Genomic DNA, 16,145 nt, shown 5'->3' with positions numbered 1-16,145 from the left:
TTATGCCTTTAGTAATATAGCGTTAAGCCATTGTTCAGTTTCTCTGCCGGCTCGCAGATCTTGAGTAATCCATAGCTTTTCGATGTTCAGAGGCACATCACTTAATAGTGCGGAAAGTAATGATTCATCACAATTAGTAAAGCTTCTGCCATCACGCATGACTTCATCTTGCCCGTATTTGAATGAGCAGTAAAAAGCGCCTCCGGTTTTGAGCATTGAGGCTAGGTGTGCAAAAGTTTGGGTGAGCAATGAGCGCGGAACATGCAGCAGCGATGCGCAAGCCCAAATTCCGTCAAAGTGTTGGTCTGTTTGCCATTCAAGAAAGGTGGCAACGGTGACGGGTTGCTTGAGCAGCGTCTGTGCTAATGCGGCGAGGGCTGGACTGGCATCGAAAGCCTGCACTTGATAACCAAGTTCAATCATATACTTACTATCACGACCTGAACCACATCCGGCATCAAGGATGTACCCACCATCTGGTAGGTAATCTAAAAATGGCTTAAGTAAGCTCGACGCATCGATGTCCACTGTCGATGAAAAGAACTGCGCGGCATGTTGGTTATAAAAGTCAATAGACATAAGCACTCCTGATTTGCCAACAGATTGTAACTGTCTACGCTTTCTCACTCAATGAGTTGCATGTTAAGTGTGACCCTATCTGCGAAATCGCCCTCTCTTTTCTGCTCTCATACGGCATTAGCCATGTTAGGCTCATGGTTCACAAGCTTGTAAATAGACCAAGCTGAACTAGATTTACACTATGATTCAATCGTGTGAGTTCGGAGCTGAATATGAAATTAATACTGCAATCGGTACTTGCTTCATTGGTGTTTTGGGCGAGTGTGACTTTGGCGAATACCATTACGCTTGCCAGTGGTGAATGGGAGCCTTATCAAGGACAAAGCTTAGCTAGTGGCGGGCCGGCTGCTCAGGTGGTGAGCGAAGCGTTTGCTCTATCGGGCTGGCAGGTGAACTACCAATACCTTCCTTGGGCTAGGGGGCTCAATGCTGCTGAGAATGCTGAACTGGATGGGACTTTTTTGTACAGTTTTAATCAAGATCGTGCTGCGCGCTTTCACTATAGCGAGCCGGTGATAACCTTGAGTACAGTGGTTTTTTATCATCCCGATAAACCGCTGCGCTGGGAGAGTGAGCAAGATTTATTAGGTAAAACGCTCGGTGGCGTGGTGGCCTATGATTATGGTTTTGTCCGCGAAGATTCAGGTTACACCATTGAGCGCATTAGCCAACCTGAAAACAACTTTCGTAAGCTGCAAGCAGGCCGTTTGGATGGTGTAATGGAAGAGCGGTTAGTCGGCTCTGGTTTGGCGGCCAGTGTTGGTTTTAGCCAAGTGGCTTATTTTGACAAAAGTATTAAATTCGTGCCTTATCATTTAATTGTGTCTCGTAAACATCCAAAAGCGGCAGAGATTATTGCCGCATTTAATGATGGACTTAAGCAATTAGAGAGCAATGGTCGTTTGGCTGAGATCCTTGGTCAGTAGGTTTTAATTCGCTGGTAACCGATGACCATTAACAATGGTTTGTGATAATCGTATTAGGCAGTTCTGCTCTGAATCAGAACTGCCTATTTAAATTTTGAACATTGGCGGTTTAGCCTTTTCAATTCAGACTTATCTCCTAATCCTTACTTCTCAATCAGTTGCATGTTAACTGTGACCCTTTCAACGAAATGCGCGTTTGCTCTCTTGTATAGTGCGGTTCATGAACAAGACGACGTCGAGAGCAAAATGAAACACAATCTAAAACCCTCGCTGTGGCTACTGAGTTTGGGGGTATGCAGTGCCTTAGCGCAGGCACAAACCGATAAGTTGGCCAGTTTTCCAGATGGTGAGGCATGGTTAAACCATGCGCAGCAGGGCTTAGCACCGTACTGGATGATGGAAGCCGCCCACGGACAACCAGTGGGTAACTTTCCTACCTTTCGCTGTGATAATGGCCAATTGCTGAATATCCACCAAATTTGCCAGGAGTTAAACAAAGGTTGGATAACGCCACACTTTGGCCGCGACTATACACGAATGAAATCGCGGCAAACTTATGCTTATGCGGTGCTGTATCATTTAACCGGTGATGAGCAGGCTTTAGCGCTCGCCAAGGCTGGGGCGCACTATTTAATTGACCATTTGCAAGATAAGCAAAACGGCGGTTTTATCAGTTTTACCGAAAACGGTAAGCCGGGGCTCGAATGGCAACAGCGCACCTCGCAAGACCAAGCCTATGCCTTGGTGGGGCTAGCGATGCTCTACTATTTAACCCGTGACCCGCAATTGGAAGCGGTGCTAATTAAACAGCAACAGTTTATTTTTGACCATTATCGATTAGCCGATGATCAAGGGTTAGCGTGGGTATTAAAAGACGGCGATGGTGAAAGCGCTCAGCAGCGTGAATTGGTTGCCCAGCTTGATCAAATCAATGGTTATTTATTGCTGGTGGCTCCCTTGTTACCTGAGCCGCATCGTAGTCAATGGTTGCAAGATTTGTCTTGGTTAACGGATGTGATGTTAACTCACTATCATCATCAACCAGAGCAGCGCTTTTATGGCGCAATACATCATCCAGCAGTGATGACGCAAAGCGCTAAACATAATGATTTTGGCCATACCATTAAAGCGTATTGGATGACGTATCTCACTGGAAGTGTATTGCAAAACTCACAGTGGCAAAGCTTAGCTAGGCAGGGGATGCTAAATACGATTAGCCAAGCGCAATATCAGCCTAATTGGTCAGATATTGATCCGTTACTACCTGATTCGTTAGCAAGCCAGTGGCAAGGTAAGCTTGTGGCGAGTTGGCGTAATAGGCCGATGAGTTATGGCATTTCTTCATGGGAATGGGCTGAGCTTGATCAGGCGGCGATGACCCTATCATTACTTGAAGGGGGAGTTAGAGCCGGTTTTAGCCTACACCGCGCCAGCGTTTATGCAGGTCTGGGTGGATGAGCAGTACGGTGGTGTGGGGCTTAACCCGAAATCAACCAAGGCTTTTCATTGGGGGAATGGCTACCATCAGTTTGAGCATGCGTTGGTGGGGTATTTGACCGCGCAGCAGCTCAATCAGCAAGCCGCGACGCTATATTTTGCTTTTGAACCGACAGAGCAGAGCCGACTTGCACCTTATTATTTCCAAGGGCAAGTTAAGCAACAACGCTTTACGTCCGTAGATGGCTTACCGCGTCTAGAGGTGCAATTTATTGATATTCATCCTTAACGTTTCGGCCAAGATAGATTTGTTATTCGAGCGTAAATCGCTGCGCGAAAGTGGTGATTTTTTTTCTTTTCTATCAGCTAGAGTGATATCGAGGGGCAAAAAGTTACCTATGATTGATTTTTTGTATTCAAATGCTCATTTTTAATAAATATGTCACAAATAATAAACAAACTATTTGGGCTGTTTGAACCTTATAGGATAATCACGGCGACTATTTGGATAAGCTGATTTATCCACCTTATGGATACTTCTCGGTTGCTTAATGTTGGCGTTGGTTTGCCACGTTAATCAGCTTAGATAAAGTAATTGAAGGACAAATATAATGAAAAAGTTGCTCTCTGCCGCGTTGATCTCTTCAGCGCTTTTGCTAACAGGCTGTGGTGATAAACCCGCCACCGACTCAGACACACCTAGCCCAATTAATATCAACCTTAGTTTGGTGTTTGCACCCAGTGAACTGCTCACTCAAGAGTTGATCAAAGTAACAGATTCTATCCGTGAAAAGACCGATGGCGGGGTGAACATTCAGGTGTTCCCGAGCGGTCAGTTACCGGTTTATAAAGATAACCTTGAGCAGGTGGTCAATGGTGCAAACTGGATTGCGGTTGAAGATTTGACCTATCTCGGTGATTACGTGCCTGATTTTACCGCGCTGGCTGGGCCAATGCTGTATCAAACTTATGATGAGTATTTGGCGATGATGCAAACCGATTTGGTGAGCGATCTTAAACAGCAGATGCTTGATAAAGGCGTTAAAGTCTTAAATACCGATTATATCTTTGGCTTTAGACACATGATGACCAATCGTGAAATCGTTGAGCCAGAAGATATGCGTGGCATGCGTATTCGTGTTCCGGGTAGCCAATTATTCATCAGTACGTTATCAGCAATGGGCGGAGCGCCTGCAGCGCTGCCTTTCCCTGAAACTTATGCCGGAGTGCAACAAGGTGTGGTTGATGGTCTAGAAGGGACTATTTTGACCATGTACTCGAATAAAATGTATGAAGTGACGAAAAATCTATCTTTAACCAAGCATTTCCTCGGTACAGTAGGGGTCTATATTTCACCTAAAGTGTGGGAACGTTTTAGCCCAGAGCAGCAAGCGATTGTGATGGAAGAGTTCGAGAAGGGCGCTTTATCGAACAATACTGAACTGGTGCGTTTAGACGCTGAATACGCTGAAAAACTGCAACAACTCGGCGTGACTATTAATGAGGTGAACAGTGAAGCCTTTAACAAACTGACTCAGCCTGTTTATAGCCAGTTCCCAGCGTGGAGCCCAGATATTTACTCACGGATTGAAGCTGAGTTAGAGAAGATCCGCGCTCAACAATAAGCAGTGATCGACGTTATAGCCCAACGTCTCAGTGATTGATGAAGAAGGGTATCGCGTAACCGGCTGAACAGGCTGAATATAAGCCTTGAATCTGTTGGTTACGCGTTTTTATTTTCAAGCCATTGGATAGGAAGTAGCACCAATGAAGGTTGTGATTTTAGTTTGGCGTTATTTAGAAGAAGTGCTTGCTTCGCTGGCCATATCGGTAACCGTTTTAATGGTTGTCGCCAATGTTATTTTGCGTTACGGGTTTGGGTTTGTCGTGCCATGGAGTGAAGAGCTTGCTGTGGTCTGTTTTATTTGGGCGGTCTATTTTGGCATTAGCTCATGTTACAAACATCGCATGCACATGGGTGTCGACGTTCTGGTGATTTTATTACCCGAGCGTTTTCAATCGCCGTTTAAAATTCTCTCTCTGTTATTTTTGATTGCGGTTAATGGTGGCATGGCTCATTTAAGTTATCAGTACACCATGTTATCGAACAAGGTAACGCCAGTCATGGGCATGTCTTACTTTGCCATTAACAGTGTTTTGGTTCTGTCATTTGGATTGATGTTATTACACAGTTTTATTTTTCTTTATCAAGAGATCGCCAAGATGCGCGGTCAATCTTGGGCAGGATGTGAGGACAAAGCATCATGATCAGTTATCTTCCGATCGGTATTTTGTTTCTACTGTTTTTACTTAATGTACCGATTGCTTTTTCGTTGATCGCTTCTGCCATGGTTTACTTCATTTTTATTAATGATGTCATTCCAGTCAGTTTGGTGATGCAGCGCTTTATCTCTGCCGCTTCTTCTTTTCCACTACTGGCGATTCCATTCTTTATTATGGTGGGGTCGGTAATGAACTATTCCGGCATTAGCCGCAGCTTATTAGCATTCGCTGATGCGTTGATTGGCCATAAAGTCGGTGGTTTAGCGCAAGTCAACGTGGCATTAAGTACCTTAATGGGCGGAGTTTCCGGTTCAGCCAATGCCGATGCGGCGATGCAATCGAAAATATTGGCACCGGAGATGACCAAGCGAGGTTATGGTTTACCGTTTACTGCGGCGTTAACCGCAGCTTCTTCGAGTATTAGCCCGGTTATTCCGCCTGGGATTAATTTGATCATCTTTGCCTTGCTGGCCAACGTTTCTGTCCACCAAATGTTTTTGGCTGGTTATGTGCCGGCTTTTTTGATGGCTATTTCACTGATGATTACCGTCGCTTGGATCGCTCGTCGGCGGGGGTATCCACCTTCTCGTGATAAAGCGGCGTCTTGGGGCGAACGCGGGCGTTATTTTTTACAAGCTTTACCAGCGCTGTTGATCCCTTTCGGGATTATTTTAGGCATGCGTTTTGGTTTGTTTACGCCCACCGAAGCTGGTGCGATTGCCGTGATGCTGTGTAGCCTGATTGGCTTGTTCATTTATCGTCAATTAAAACCGCATCATTTTGCGGCGATTTTGCGCGAAACCGTACAAGGTACCAGTACGGTGATGTTCATCATTATTGGGGCGATGGTATTTGGCTACTACATGACGTTGGAGCGCATTCCGCAGACGGTGGCCAGTGCTTTGATTGAGTTAACCGATAATAAACTGTTGCTACTACTGCTGATTAACTTATTGCTGTTGGTGGTGGGGATGTTTATTGAAGGTGGTGCGGCGATGATCATCTTGACGCCATTATTGCTGCCTGCCGTCCTGAATGCAGGAGTCAATCCGGTGCACTTTGGCGTGATCGTCATTGTTAATATCATGATTGGTGGCATAACCCCACCGTTTGGATCGATGATGTTTACCGTTTGCTCCATTTTGAAAGTTCGGATGATCGAGTTTATGAAAGAGGTGATTCCGTTTTTGATTGCGCTATTGGCGGTATTGATGCTGCTCACCTTCTCAGAATCGTTAGTGATGTGGTTACCGAATGCAATTTAATAAAACAACACCTTACTTGTGATGCGATAGGCCGCCAGTAAGGTTGGCGTCTTCTTAACATCGAGTTGTAATTAGCCATCATAGCCACTGGGTATGATGGCTTTTTTATGTCTATTTTCTTTGTTTTTCTCATCTGACCACTGTGTATTATCGTTAAACGTGTCGATAAAAATCCAGATCGCGATCTTATCTTTCATTATTGTGGTTTTTTCCTTTTCTTCGCTTTTCAGTAAAAACGAGATCCATTTCAATTTTATGCAACAAGTTGATTTTTACAATTGCAATGTCATGTTGTTGCTTTATTTTAAGTAAGTTAAACAACTGTTCGAATTATTGAATAAACGTTAAAAGTGGACAGTGATTCATCATCAAGATTAGCTCAGGTGAACCTTAGGCTTAGCAAGGGAGTGTAGGCATGAAAAAAGTAGCGTTAATTACCGGCTCGAAAGGGGGCATCGGATCTGCGATCAGCTCACAACTGGTTGCCGATGGTTATCGAGTGGTTGCGACGTATTACACCGGAAATTATCAATGCGCTATCGATTGGTTCAATGAGAAGGGATTTACCGAGCAACAAGTGCGTTTATTTGAGCTCGATGTGACTGATACCGAGCAGTGCAGTGAACGTTTAACTCAGCTACTGAGTGAAGAGGGTTCCATCGATGTGGTGGTCAATAACGCTGGTATTACGCGCGATTCTCAATTGAAAAAAATGTCCGCAGAGGATTGGTTTGATGTCATTAACACCAATCTGAACAGTGTGTTTAATGTTACTCGCCCCTTATTTTCGGCGATGTGTGAAAAAGGCCAAGGGCGAATCATTAATATCTCTTCGGTAAATGGCTTAAAAGGCCAATTTGGCCAAGTTAATTACGCGGCGGCCAAAGCGGGGATGATCGGTTTCACCAAGGCGTTAGCCTTAGAAGGTGCGCGTAGTGGGGTAACGGTCAATGCGGTCGCGCCCGGTTATACCGCGACGCCGATGGTTGAGCAGATGCGAGAAGAGGTCTTAGCGTCTATTAAATCTCAGATCCCGATGCAGCGTTTAGCGACCCCAGAAGAGATCGCTAAAGCCGTCTCTTTCCTTGCGGGAGATGGCGGGGCTTATATCACTGGTGAGACGCTCTCTGTCAATGGCGGCTTATACATGAACTAGCTTATACATGAACTAGTTTATACATGAACTAACATAGTGAAGCGGCTTGGGTTAATCACCAACGTCTCTTCATCATGATGACTTTTACCCAAGCAATGGTGTTTTGGGTTAGGTATCGATAACAGTGTTAATTAATGAGGAAATACTTATGTACACGGACTTTTTTAAAACTTTCACCGATCAAGCAGAAAAAAACATGCAACCGTTTTTGAAGTTTAATCAGTTAATGACCAAAAATGTTGAGCTATTGACAGAGCTACAACTGAATGCGATGCGCACATACAGCGAAATGGGCATGGCTCAGATGAAAGCGGCGTCAGAGATTAAAGATGTTAATACACTCGCGGCGTTCAGTAGTCAGCAGTTGGGCGTTCTAAGTAAACTGTCGCAGCAGATGTTAGACGATAGCAATAAATTGCAAGCGGCGGCGAAAGAGTTCAAGCAAGATATTGAAACGTTGACTTCAGAAAATATCAAAACGGCAACTCCACAATAGCCTGTGATCGTTTTATAACTTGAAGTGTTTGCTAGATAGGAGGCTTCAGGTGATCAAGGTGTCTATTAAAGCGCCGCCCTTTTTGGCGGCGCTGTTCCGAGTAAGGGAGTACTTTATGTTGCAACATTTCTTTTCGGACTATCTGGTTAAGCTGCAAGAAACCAATCAACAGTGGTGGCAGGATTTTGAAGCGAACAAGATGGCCGCTAACTCTCCTTTAAATCAAGCCATTCAAGCAGTGAACTTTGAAGATAGCGCGAAGTTTTTTGAACAAGCCGTTAATCAACCGACGGCGTTGCTGCAGTTGCAAACCCAGTGGTGGGAGCAACAAATGCAAATATGGCAGCAAGTGGTGTTATCTGGTAATACCCAAAATGTGATTGAGGCTGAGAAAGGCGATAAACGATTTAACGATGAAACATGGCAGTCACAGGCCATGTACAATTTTATTAAGCAGTCGTACTTACTGTTTTGTAAAACCTATATGGAGACCATCAATACGATTGAAGGTGTTGATGACAAAACCAAAGAGCGGATCAGCTTTTTTTCAAGGCAGATGATCAATGCGATGTCGCCTTCGAATTTTATTGCCACTAACCCTGAGCTACTCAAACTCACCATTGAAAATAATGGGCAGAATTTGCTCAAAGGTATGGAGTTGCTGAAAGAAGATTTGCAGTCCAGTGCTGATATTCTGAAAGTTCGTATGACCAACGAGCAAGCTTTCCGATTGGGTGAAGAGATAGCCAGTACAGAAGGTAAGGTGGTGTTTCGCAATCAGCTGTTTGAGTTAATTCAATACACACCGGTTACTGAGCAAGTTAAGGCAACTCCGCTTTTGATCGTGCCGCCATTTATTAATAAATACTACATCTTAGATTTAACTGAGAAAAATTCCATGGTGCGCTGGCTGCTAGAGCAAGGGCACTGTGTATTTATGATCTCTTGGCGCAATCCGGGTAAAGAACAGCGTGATATTGGTTTTGATAACTACGTCTTAGATGGCGTGGTGCAAGCGGTATCGGTGATTGAAGATATTACCGGACAAGAACAAATCAACGCAGCAGGTTACTGTATTGGTGGTACAGCATTAGCGTGTGCCATTGCTTACTATGCTGCAAAGCGGATGAAAAAACGGATTAAATCGGCGAGCTTTTTTACCACTTTACTGGATTTCTCTCAACCTGGCGAAGTGGGTGCTTACATTAACGATACCATCATTAGTGCCATTGAAGCGCAAAATAATGTGCAAGGGTTTATGGATGGTCGTTCGCTGAGTGTGACCTTTAGTTTGTTACGTGAAAATAGCCTGTATTGGAACTATTACATCGATAACTATTTAAAAGGCACCAGCCCGGTTGATTTTGATCTTTTGTATTGGAATAGCGATAGCACCAACGTCGCGGCCAATACCCATAACTTTTTGCTGCGCGAGTTGTACCTCAATAATCAGCTAGTGCAAGATAAAGGAGTTAAAATCGGTGGCGTGTGGATTGATCTGAATAAAATTCGTATTCCTAGCTATTTTATCTCCGCCAAAGATGATCATATTGCTTTATGGCAAGGCACCTATCGCGGCGCGTTAGCTATGGGTGGCAATAAGACTTTTGTGCTCGGTGAGTCCGGTCATATTGCTGGCATCGTTAATCCACCAGCCAAAAATAAGTACGGCTATTGGGTGAATGACAGCTTAGATGAATCGGCGGATGAGTGGTTAGCCAATGCGCAGCGGGCCGATGGCTCATGGTGGACGCATTGGGATCAATGGCTTGATCAGTTTAACCCTGAGTCATTAGTTCCTGCTTATCCCATCGGCAGTGATAATTTCCCTGCCATCGAAGCTGCGCCGGGCAGTTATGTGAAACAAACGCTACCGATAGTTGAATAAACCGATTGTTGAATAATAAGATGGATAGCGCCTATTTATCGTACTGATAGGGCCTTTCAATGGGATGAAAGCCGCCGCGGAAGATGACGTCATGCGGCGGCTTTTTATTAACGACTTTTGTTAGTAAACCTGATTATTGATTATCAGGATTAAACACATTGGTGTAGCTGGTAATGGTACGCACGCTGATATTGGATTGATCGCTGGCGTATAAACCAAGTTGTCCCGTTGTTGTATCATGGCCTAGGCTTTGATGACTGTACACATTACTTAAGGTATCGCTATTAGGGATCCACTCCCAGCGCTGGCTTAAGCTTGAGTTACATTGCTGAAGAGCATTCAGGTTTTCACCATCTAAACAATAAGCGGTGTTCACTGCACTCACGTAACGTCCTAGCTGATCATAAATAAACGATTGAGCTTGTTTGTTATCGATACACTCACTAGCGGTTATCGATTGATCGCCATTCACCTCAACACAGCGGTTATTAAAGCTGGCAAGTTGTAGGTTAACTGGTCTGCCACCAGTAAATACCGGATGTTGCCAATCAACGGTGAAGCTGGCGGTTTTACCGACTCGGCGACGTCCATCGTTTTCAAACCCATGGTAAGATTGATGGCCACCGATGACGTAATAATGCTTATAAGCAGCGTTATAGATTGGCCGGATATTAACCGAAGAATCAATGGTAAACTCGGTAGTGCCAGTTTCAGTTGGAGCAGCGCTGTAGATCACATCCATTTTTGGTACAAAGCTGGCGTAACCAATCGGGTTGATCTTATTGGTATCAATCGGATAAGTATTTACCCATAGTGCATCTGTCCAGCGATCCAGTAAAGACTCCGCCGTTGCGTATTGATCGCGCTCCCAAGTAAAACGAACTTTTTGTGGGCTTGGCGTACTGCGTGCCACTTTATAATCGTGAGTTTTAAAGGTTAGCCAACGGCTTTGGTTGTAGCTAGCATTGGCTTCTAGTTTGGCTTTCGGTCCATCTTTATTGACTTCAACACCGCCATTGACACCAACTTGGAAACCAGACACTTCTTTGATTTCATAGTCAGAATTAATATTTTCACGCGGGAACGTTTTTAAAATTTGCGCTTTATTATTCGATGCGTTGAAAACAAACTGATAATCCTGTGCTATGGCATCTGTTGACCAATCTCTGAAATAGGCATCGAGAGTGAGGTAGCCGGGGAGAAATTGACGCCAGCTTAACTGATCATTGAGATGAATACCGGCTCCAGTGGTATCGTCATCCAAACTGATACGCACGATTTTGGCATCTGGTGTTGCTGAGCCTGTCGTACCAAATTGCAGAGAGCGCTCATAGTTGACTCGATAGATCAACGAGATATTCGGGTTATCACAAAAAACGCGAGTTCCTTTATCCCATAAATGTGAGTTTTTAAAGGTGCACTCTTCATCGCTGATAGGGCGATGGACATTCAGATAAAAGGCAACATGCGGCAAGCTGTTGGCTTCGCTCGTCGCATTAGCGCGGCTATCAATACTACGCCGTTGACGAGAATGGTTAATAGGTTTGGCCTCAAGCAACTGAATACTTGGATCATTTTCATCGTCTAAACCCGTGAAGAGTAATTCCCCTTTATGTTCGGTAATTAGCCAGAAATCACTGCTCAGGGCGACGCCTAATTGACTGCGTAATAGTGCCTTGGCTTGTGTTTTACCCTGTTCATCACTGATATTGCTAAAATCAACTAAGTAGCGCTGATGCTGGCGTAGCACGCTATCGCGCACATCACTTAACGTTGGCGCTGCCCCTTCTGCCACCAATAATTCAGCGGCATTTAAATAACTGACTTGGCTATCATCCTGAAGCGTACTCAGCATTTCAACCGCCACACCTTGTGGTTGCTGAATATCTGCATAGGCGGTATTCCATACCAAGCCTGATAATATCGCGGCTAACGCGATGGTTTTATTGTTATAGATAGGCATAGGATTACCTCTTGATGAATGGTATTACCCTGTGACTTAACGTTGCACTATGGCTGAACATCTTCGTCCCTTGGGTTGCAGCAGATAACGTATTCATGTGGTTATTAAATGATCCATTACTGCTAAATCTATTAATATGTTTTGTGGTAACAATTTGAAACAAATTAAATAAAATTCGTGGCTCAAGATCACAAAAAAAACATCAGGAGAAAGTGAGCTAAAGTATCTTCAAGGTTTGATAACCCTTAGTTATCAATAGCGGTAGGTGATACTGTTACCTTGCTGCAGAATTCTTGGCTGTGATTCGTTGGTTTAATCAAAGCGAGAGTAGTGTCAAAAAGATGTCGGGATGAAATTGGTACACTGTTGGCTCATTTATGATAAAGGTTGCCTTCGATTCGCCGATAGTGAAGGGCGATATTATTGACAGGTAGCTAGATTAGGAGTGCAAGGATGTTTAAATCTTTTCGAACAAAAATCACCGCGATCAGCGTGGGATTGATTGTGATGTCATTGGTTGTTACGGCGGTTTTAATCGTGAGAGTTAGCTCTGAAACGTTCCGTTTGCAAATCAGCCGTAATTTACAGCAACAGCTACAAACTCAATCGAGCTCAATTTCTAATTGGATGGATGAGCGAAAAACCATGCTGATGGCCACCGGAAAGGTTTTGGAACATCGAGATCCTTTGTCTGCTCTAAAACAACTCAGTGATGGCGGTGGTTTTTTAGCGGCGTATTTCGCACGTCCTGATGGCTCTGCGGTGTTTTCTGATGAATGGCAACCACCGAGTGATTACAATCCATTGACTCGTGAATGGTATCGTTTAGCGGCTACGCAGAGCGGCGTTGCGACAACGGCACCTTATGAAGATGCGCTAGATGGCCAAACCAGTTTAGTGGTCACCTTTACTCATGGCCTAGGTAATAATGCTAGTCGCGGTGTGTTAGCGGGGGATATTCCTTTAACCTTTATTATTGATACGGTACGTGCGATTGCGCCAACACAAAACAGTTTTGCCTTTTTAACCGATAACAACGGCACCATTATTGCTCATCCGAATCCAAACTTGAGTTTAAAAAGCTTACGTGATTTGAACCCCAGTTTAACGCAAAACATGTTAAGTGATATTCAACGTCAAGGTCATCGCGAGCTCACGTTGCAAGGCCAAGCCATTTATCTCACCAGTCAGGCAATACCGGGTACCAACTGGTCGCTGAATATTGCTCTCGATAAACAAGATGCCTTATCGGGTATCTATAGCATGATCCGTTGGACAGTTATTGCGGTGCTATTGATTGGTCTGGTTGCCACCGGTGTGATGTGGATTTCTAGCGCTTCAGGGTTTAGACGTTTACAAGAAGTCAGCTTGGCAATGACCGATATCGGTCAAGGAGAGGGGGACTTAACCAAACGGATCGAAGCGCATGGCAGCGATGAAATTGCCACTATTGCCAAAGCGTTTAATACCTTTGTTGAAAAGATTCATCTGTTGGTGAACGAAGTCAATAATACCGCTCAATCGGTGTCGGCGGCTTCCAGCACTTTGGCACAAGTGACACGACAAAGCGCAGGTGTGGTCGCTCAGCAAAGTTCAGAAACGGATCAGGTCGCGACCGCAATGAATGAAATGACCGCCACCGTACAAGAGGTTGCGAGTCATGCCAGTGAAGCGGCAAGTCAAGCCTCAGCAGCAGATAATGAAACTAAACAAGGACAAGTGTTACTGCGCGATACCTTACAACAATTAAAACATTTGGATGACACCTTGCAAGGCAGTAGTTCAACGATTGCAGAGTTACAAACTGGGACGCAAGATATTGTTGGCATGCTGGATGTGATCAGCGCCGTTTCTGAACAAACCAATTTACTCGCCTTAAACGCGGCGATTGAGGCAGCCCGAGCGGGAGAGCATGGCCGTGGTTTTGCGGTGGTTGCCGATGAAGTGCGTGGATTAGCGGGTCGTACACAGCAAAGTACCCAGCAGATCCAAGAAGTGGTTGATCGCCTATTTAAGCAAACGGAAAATGTGGTCAATGTGATGGCTCAAAGTCGCTCCGCCGCGCAAACTACCGTGACGAAAGCCGAAGATATGGCAGCTCGTTTAGAGCAAGTTAATCAAGCGATTACTTTAATCGCCGATATGAACTTACAAATAGCCACTGCGGCAGAAGAGCAATCATCCGTGGCTGAGCTGATTAACCAAAACGTGGTAAATATTAATGATTTATCATCACAAACAGAACAGGCATCGCATCAGTTAACCGAGGCGACGCAAACTCTTACTGAGCAAGCGGATCAACTTCATCAACAAGTATCGCAGTTTAAAATTTAGTCAGCGATTACCGTCAGTGTTATCTAAAAAGGGGCTTTAGCCCCTCATGGCGCTCACCTTAAGTGAACGGCATGAGGGGGATGGTAGTCATAATAATGTAAATTGTGATATCCGTTGCAAAATCCTGATCGTACCAACACAGAATAGATTGAGAATGCATCCGTTTTGCTGGTTACCAGATTGAATTTCCAAGGTGTGCTCAAGTTAATATTGAGGCCTGCTAGGCATGGTTTTAATATTCCAAAAAAGAATACGAAATCGATTTATGTTTCTAACTTGGTTATAAATGTTGTGCTAATTTGCTTGTCGCATATTAACTAAGGAAGATGACTCATGCGTACATGGCTACTCGCTCTATCTCTATTCAGTGTTTCTCAACATACCTTGGCAAAAGATGCCGTGTTATTGAATGTTTCTTACGATCCGACCAGAGAGCTTTATCAGCAATATAACGCCGCATTTGCCACTTATTGGCAAGCAGAAAACGGAGGTAATGTCACAGTTAGGCAATCCCACGGCGGATCAGGTCGACAAGCGGTTTCCGTGATGAATGGTATTGAATCCGATGTCGTGACTTTAGCACTCGCTTATGACATTGATGCGATTGCCGAGGGGGGAAGAATTGCTCCGACTTGGATTACTCGTTTACCCTATAATTCAGCGCCTTATACCTCGACGATTGTCTTTTTGGTCCGAGAGGGTAACCCCAAAAATATTCGAGACTGGGATGATCTCATCAAACCTGATGTGGAAATCATTACGCCTAATCCGAAAACCTCGGGTGGTGCTCGCTGGAATTATCTTGCCGCATGGGGATATGCTTTAGATCAGTATCAAGGTGATGAAGAAAAAGCGCAGCAATTTGTTAAGTCGATTTATGAAAATGTCAGCGTTCTAGATACGGGTGCACGTGGCGCTTCGAACACGTTTGTTGAGCGACAAATAGGCGATGTGTTGATTGCTTGGGAAAATGAAGCTCTGCTCGCGGTGAACAAATTAAATCATCATGGCTTACAAATCGTAGTTCCGAGTCGCTCTATTCTTGCTGAGCCTACGGTGAGTTTGGTTGATCGAGTAGTCGATAGAAAAGGAACTCGTGAGGTAGCACAAGCGTATTTGGAGTATTTATATTCTCCAGTTGGCCAAGAGATTGCAGCGCAAAATTTTTATCGACCAAGAGATCCTGATATCGCTGAGAAATATACGCAAGTGTTTCCTCATTTAACGCTATTTACTATCGATGAGGTGTTTGGCGGTTGGCAGCAGGCACATCAAACTCATTTTGCACAAGGCGCAACATTCGATCAAATCACTCGTCGTTGATAATACGTTGATTGATAAAAATGATATTGCCATAAGTGGTTGGGGATTGTTGCTGGAAAGCGTTTACGCTTATCTCCCCAACCTATTTTAGCTTCAGCCGTTATTTATTGTGATTCAGCGGCAAACTCTTCAATTGCTCCCAGTGCTTGAATGCCATAAGTTAAGGAAGGGCCTCCTCCCATCAGTACAGCAACATCGATCACTTCAACCAGCTCGGCTTGTGTCGCTCCAGCTTTTAATGCCGCAAAAACGTGAGCGGCGATACAACCATCGCAACGTGCCGCGATAGCTATACCGAGTGCAATCATCTCTTTGGTTTTCAGATCCAGCTCACCAGGAGCCATAGCGGCTTTATGTAATTGCATAAACGCAGATAAGGTATCAGGGCTTTGCTGTTTATAAGATTTACCTAAGGTATTGTTATCTTTGAGTAACTGAGAATAAGATTTCATATAACCTCTTTGTTAGTTTTTTCTAAATAAGATTAACCTAATA

The 16,145-nt window shown here is 44.4% G+C and carries 12 protein-coding genes and 1 pseudogene; 10 read left to right on the top strand and 3 right to left on the bottom strand.

Going from position 1 to position 16,145, the window contains the following annotated elements; genetic code table 11:
• Nucleotides 1-579 (bottom strand): class I SAM-dependent methyltransferase, encoded by a 579-nt coding sequence (locus BSR11_RS01480; RefSeq protein WP_072668732.1) that lies wholly within the window; start codon nucleotides 577-579, stop codon nucleotides 1-3.
• Between the two features lie 212 nt (nucleotides 580-791).
• Here BSR11_RS01480 and BSR11_RS01475 point away from each other — a divergent pair, with 212 nt between their 5' ends.
• From BSR11_RS01475 to phaC, 8 genes and pseudogenes are all read left to right on the top strand, one after another.
• On the top strand, nucleotides 792-1,505 hold the full coding sequence (locus BSR11_RS01475) for a substrate-binding periplasmic protein (protein WP_072668731.1): 714 nt from the start codon (nucleotides 792-794) through the stop codon (nucleotides 1,503-1,505).
• 171 nt (nucleotides 1,506-1,676) lie between these two features.
• A pseudogene (locus BSR11_RS01470) lies at nucleotides 1,677-3,231 on the top strand (AGE family epimerase/isomerase).
• A gap of 322 nt (nucleotides 3,232-3,553) precedes the next feature.
• Nucleotides 3,554-4,567 carry a C4-dicarboxylate TRAP transporter substrate-binding protein gene (locus tag BSR11_RS01465; protein ID WP_072668730.1) on the top strand — a complete coding sequence of 338 codons (1,014 nt, stop codon included), beginning with the start codon at nucleotides 3,554-3,556 and terminating at the stop codon, nucleotides 4,565-4,567.
• A 154-nt stretch (nucleotides 4,568-4,721) separates the two neighbouring features.
• A complete protein-coding gene (locus tag BSR11_RS01460; protein ID WP_186460320.1) occupies nucleotides 4,722-5,210 on the top strand; it encodes a TRAP transporter small permease in 489 nt (162 codons plus the stop codon).
• A complete protein-coding gene (locus BSR11_RS01455; protein ID WP_072668728.1) occupies nucleotides 5,207-6,490 on the top strand; it encodes a TRAP transporter large permease in 1,284 nt (427 codons plus the stop codon). The genes BSR11_RS01460 and BSR11_RS01455 overlap by 4 nt, the downstream gene beginning before the upstream one ends.
• Before the next feature lie 415 nt (nucleotides 6,491-6,905).
• On the top strand, nucleotides 6,906-7,646 hold the full coding sequence (locus tag BSR11_RS01450; RefSeq protein WP_072668727.1) for an SDR family oxidoreductase: 741 nt from the start codon (nucleotides 6,906-6,908) through the stop codon (nucleotides 7,644-7,646).
• A 148-nt stretch (nucleotides 7,647-7,794) separates the two neighbouring features.
• Nucleotides 7,795-8,142 carry a phasin family protein gene (locus BSR11_RS01445; protein WP_072668726.1) on the top strand — a complete coding sequence of 116 codons (348 nt, stop codon included), beginning with the start codon at nucleotides 7,795-7,797 and terminating at the stop codon, nucleotides 8,140-8,142.
• Between the two features lie 115 nt (nucleotides 8,143-8,257).
• Entirely contained in the window at nucleotides 8,258-10,030 is a 1,773-nt protein-coding gene (phaC, locus tag BSR11_RS01440; protein WP_072668725.1) for a class I poly(R)-hydroxyalkanoic acid synthase, read from the top strand.
• A gap of 133 nt (nucleotides 10,031-10,163) precedes the next feature.
• On the opposite strand, the gene BSR11_RS01435 is transcribed toward phaC, so the two are convergent.
• Entirely contained in the window at nucleotides 10,164-11,993 is a 1,830-nt protein-coding gene (locus BSR11_RS01435) for a leukocidin family pore-forming toxin (protein WP_072668724.1), read from the bottom strand.
• 453 nt (nucleotides 11,994-12,446) lie between these two features.
• Here BSR11_RS01435 and BSR11_RS01430 point away from each other — a divergent pair, with 453 nt between their 5' ends.
• Together BSR11_RS01430 and BSR11_RS01425 are read left to right on the top strand one after the other, a co-directional pair.
• Nucleotides 12,447-14,327 (top strand): methyl-accepting chemotaxis protein, encoded by a 1,881-nt coding sequence (locus BSR11_RS01430; protein ID WP_072668723.1) that lies wholly within the window; start codon nucleotides 12,447-12,449, stop codon nucleotides 14,325-14,327.
• Nucleotides 14,328-14,660: 333 nt separating this feature from the next.
• Nucleotides 14,661-15,650 (top strand): sulfate ABC transporter substrate-binding protein, encoded by a 990-nt coding sequence (locus BSR11_RS01425; protein WP_072668722.1) that lies wholly within the window; start codon nucleotides 14,661-14,663, stop codon nucleotides 15,648-15,650.
• A gap of 104 nt (nucleotides 15,651-15,754) precedes the next feature.
• On the opposite strand, the gene BSR11_RS01420 is transcribed toward BSR11_RS01425, so the two are convergent.
• Nucleotides 15,755-16,102, bottom strand: coding sequence for a carboxymuconolactone decarboxylase family protein (locus BSR11_RS01420; RefSeq protein ID WP_072668721.1), 348 nt, complete (start codon nucleotides 16,100-16,102; stop codon nucleotides 15,755-15,757).
• Between the last annotated feature and the right edge of the window lie 43 nt (nucleotides 16,103-16,145).

The organism is Vibrio injensis, from assembly GCF_001895205.1.
Taxonomy (GTDB): domain Bacteria; phylum Pseudomonadota; class Gammaproteobacteria; order Enterobacterales; family Vibrionaceae; genus Vibrio; species Vibrio injensis.
Note: the sequence above shows the minus strand (reverse complement) of the source record. Positions and strands in the feature narration are given on the sequence as shown.

Excerpts from the sequence above, each read along its gene's own strand:
- BSR11_RS01480 (WP_072668732.1), bottom strand. The coding sequence starts at position 579 with ATGTCTATTGACTTTTATAACCAACATGCCGCGCAGTTCTTTTCATCG.
- BSR11_RS01475 (WP_072668731.1), top strand. The coding sequence starts at position 792 with ATGAAATTAATACTGCAATCGGTACTTGCTTCATTGGTGTTTTGGGCG.
- BSR11_RS01465 (WP_072668730.1), top strand. The coding sequence starts at position 3,554 with ATGAAAAAGTTGCTCTCTGCCGCGTTGATCTCTTCAGCGCTTTTGCTA.
- BSR11_RS01455 (WP_072668728.1), top strand. The coding sequence starts at position 5,207 with ATGATCAGTTATCTTCCGATCGGTATTTTGTTTCTACTGTTTTTACTT.
- BSR11_RS01450 (WP_072668727.1), top strand. The coding sequence starts at position 6,906 with ATGAAAAAAGTAGCGTTAATTACCGGCTCGAAAGGGGGCATCGGATCT.
- BSR11_RS01445 (WP_072668726.1), top strand. The coding sequence starts at position 7,795 with ATGTACACGGACTTTTTTAAAACTTTCACCGATCAAGCAGAAAAAAAC.
- phaC (WP_072668725.1), top strand. The coding sequence starts at position 8,258 with ATGTTGCAACATTTCTTTTCGGACTATCTGGTTAAGCTGCAAGAAACC.
- BSR11_RS01435 (WP_072668724.1), bottom strand. The coding sequence starts at position 11,993 with ATGCCTATCTATAACAATAAAACCATCGCGTTAGCCGCGATATTATCA.
- BSR11_RS01430 (WP_072668723.1), top strand. The coding sequence starts at position 12,447 with ATGTTTAAATCTTTTCGAACAAAAATCACCGCGATCAGCGTGGGATTG.
- BSR11_RS01425 (WP_072668722.1), top strand. The coding sequence starts at position 14,661 with ATGCGTACATGGCTACTCGCTCTATCTCTATTCAGTGTTTCTCAACAT.
- BSR11_RS01420 (WP_072668721.1), bottom strand. The coding sequence starts at position 16,102 with ATGAAATCTTATTCTCAGTTACTCAAAGATAACAATACCTTAGGTAAA.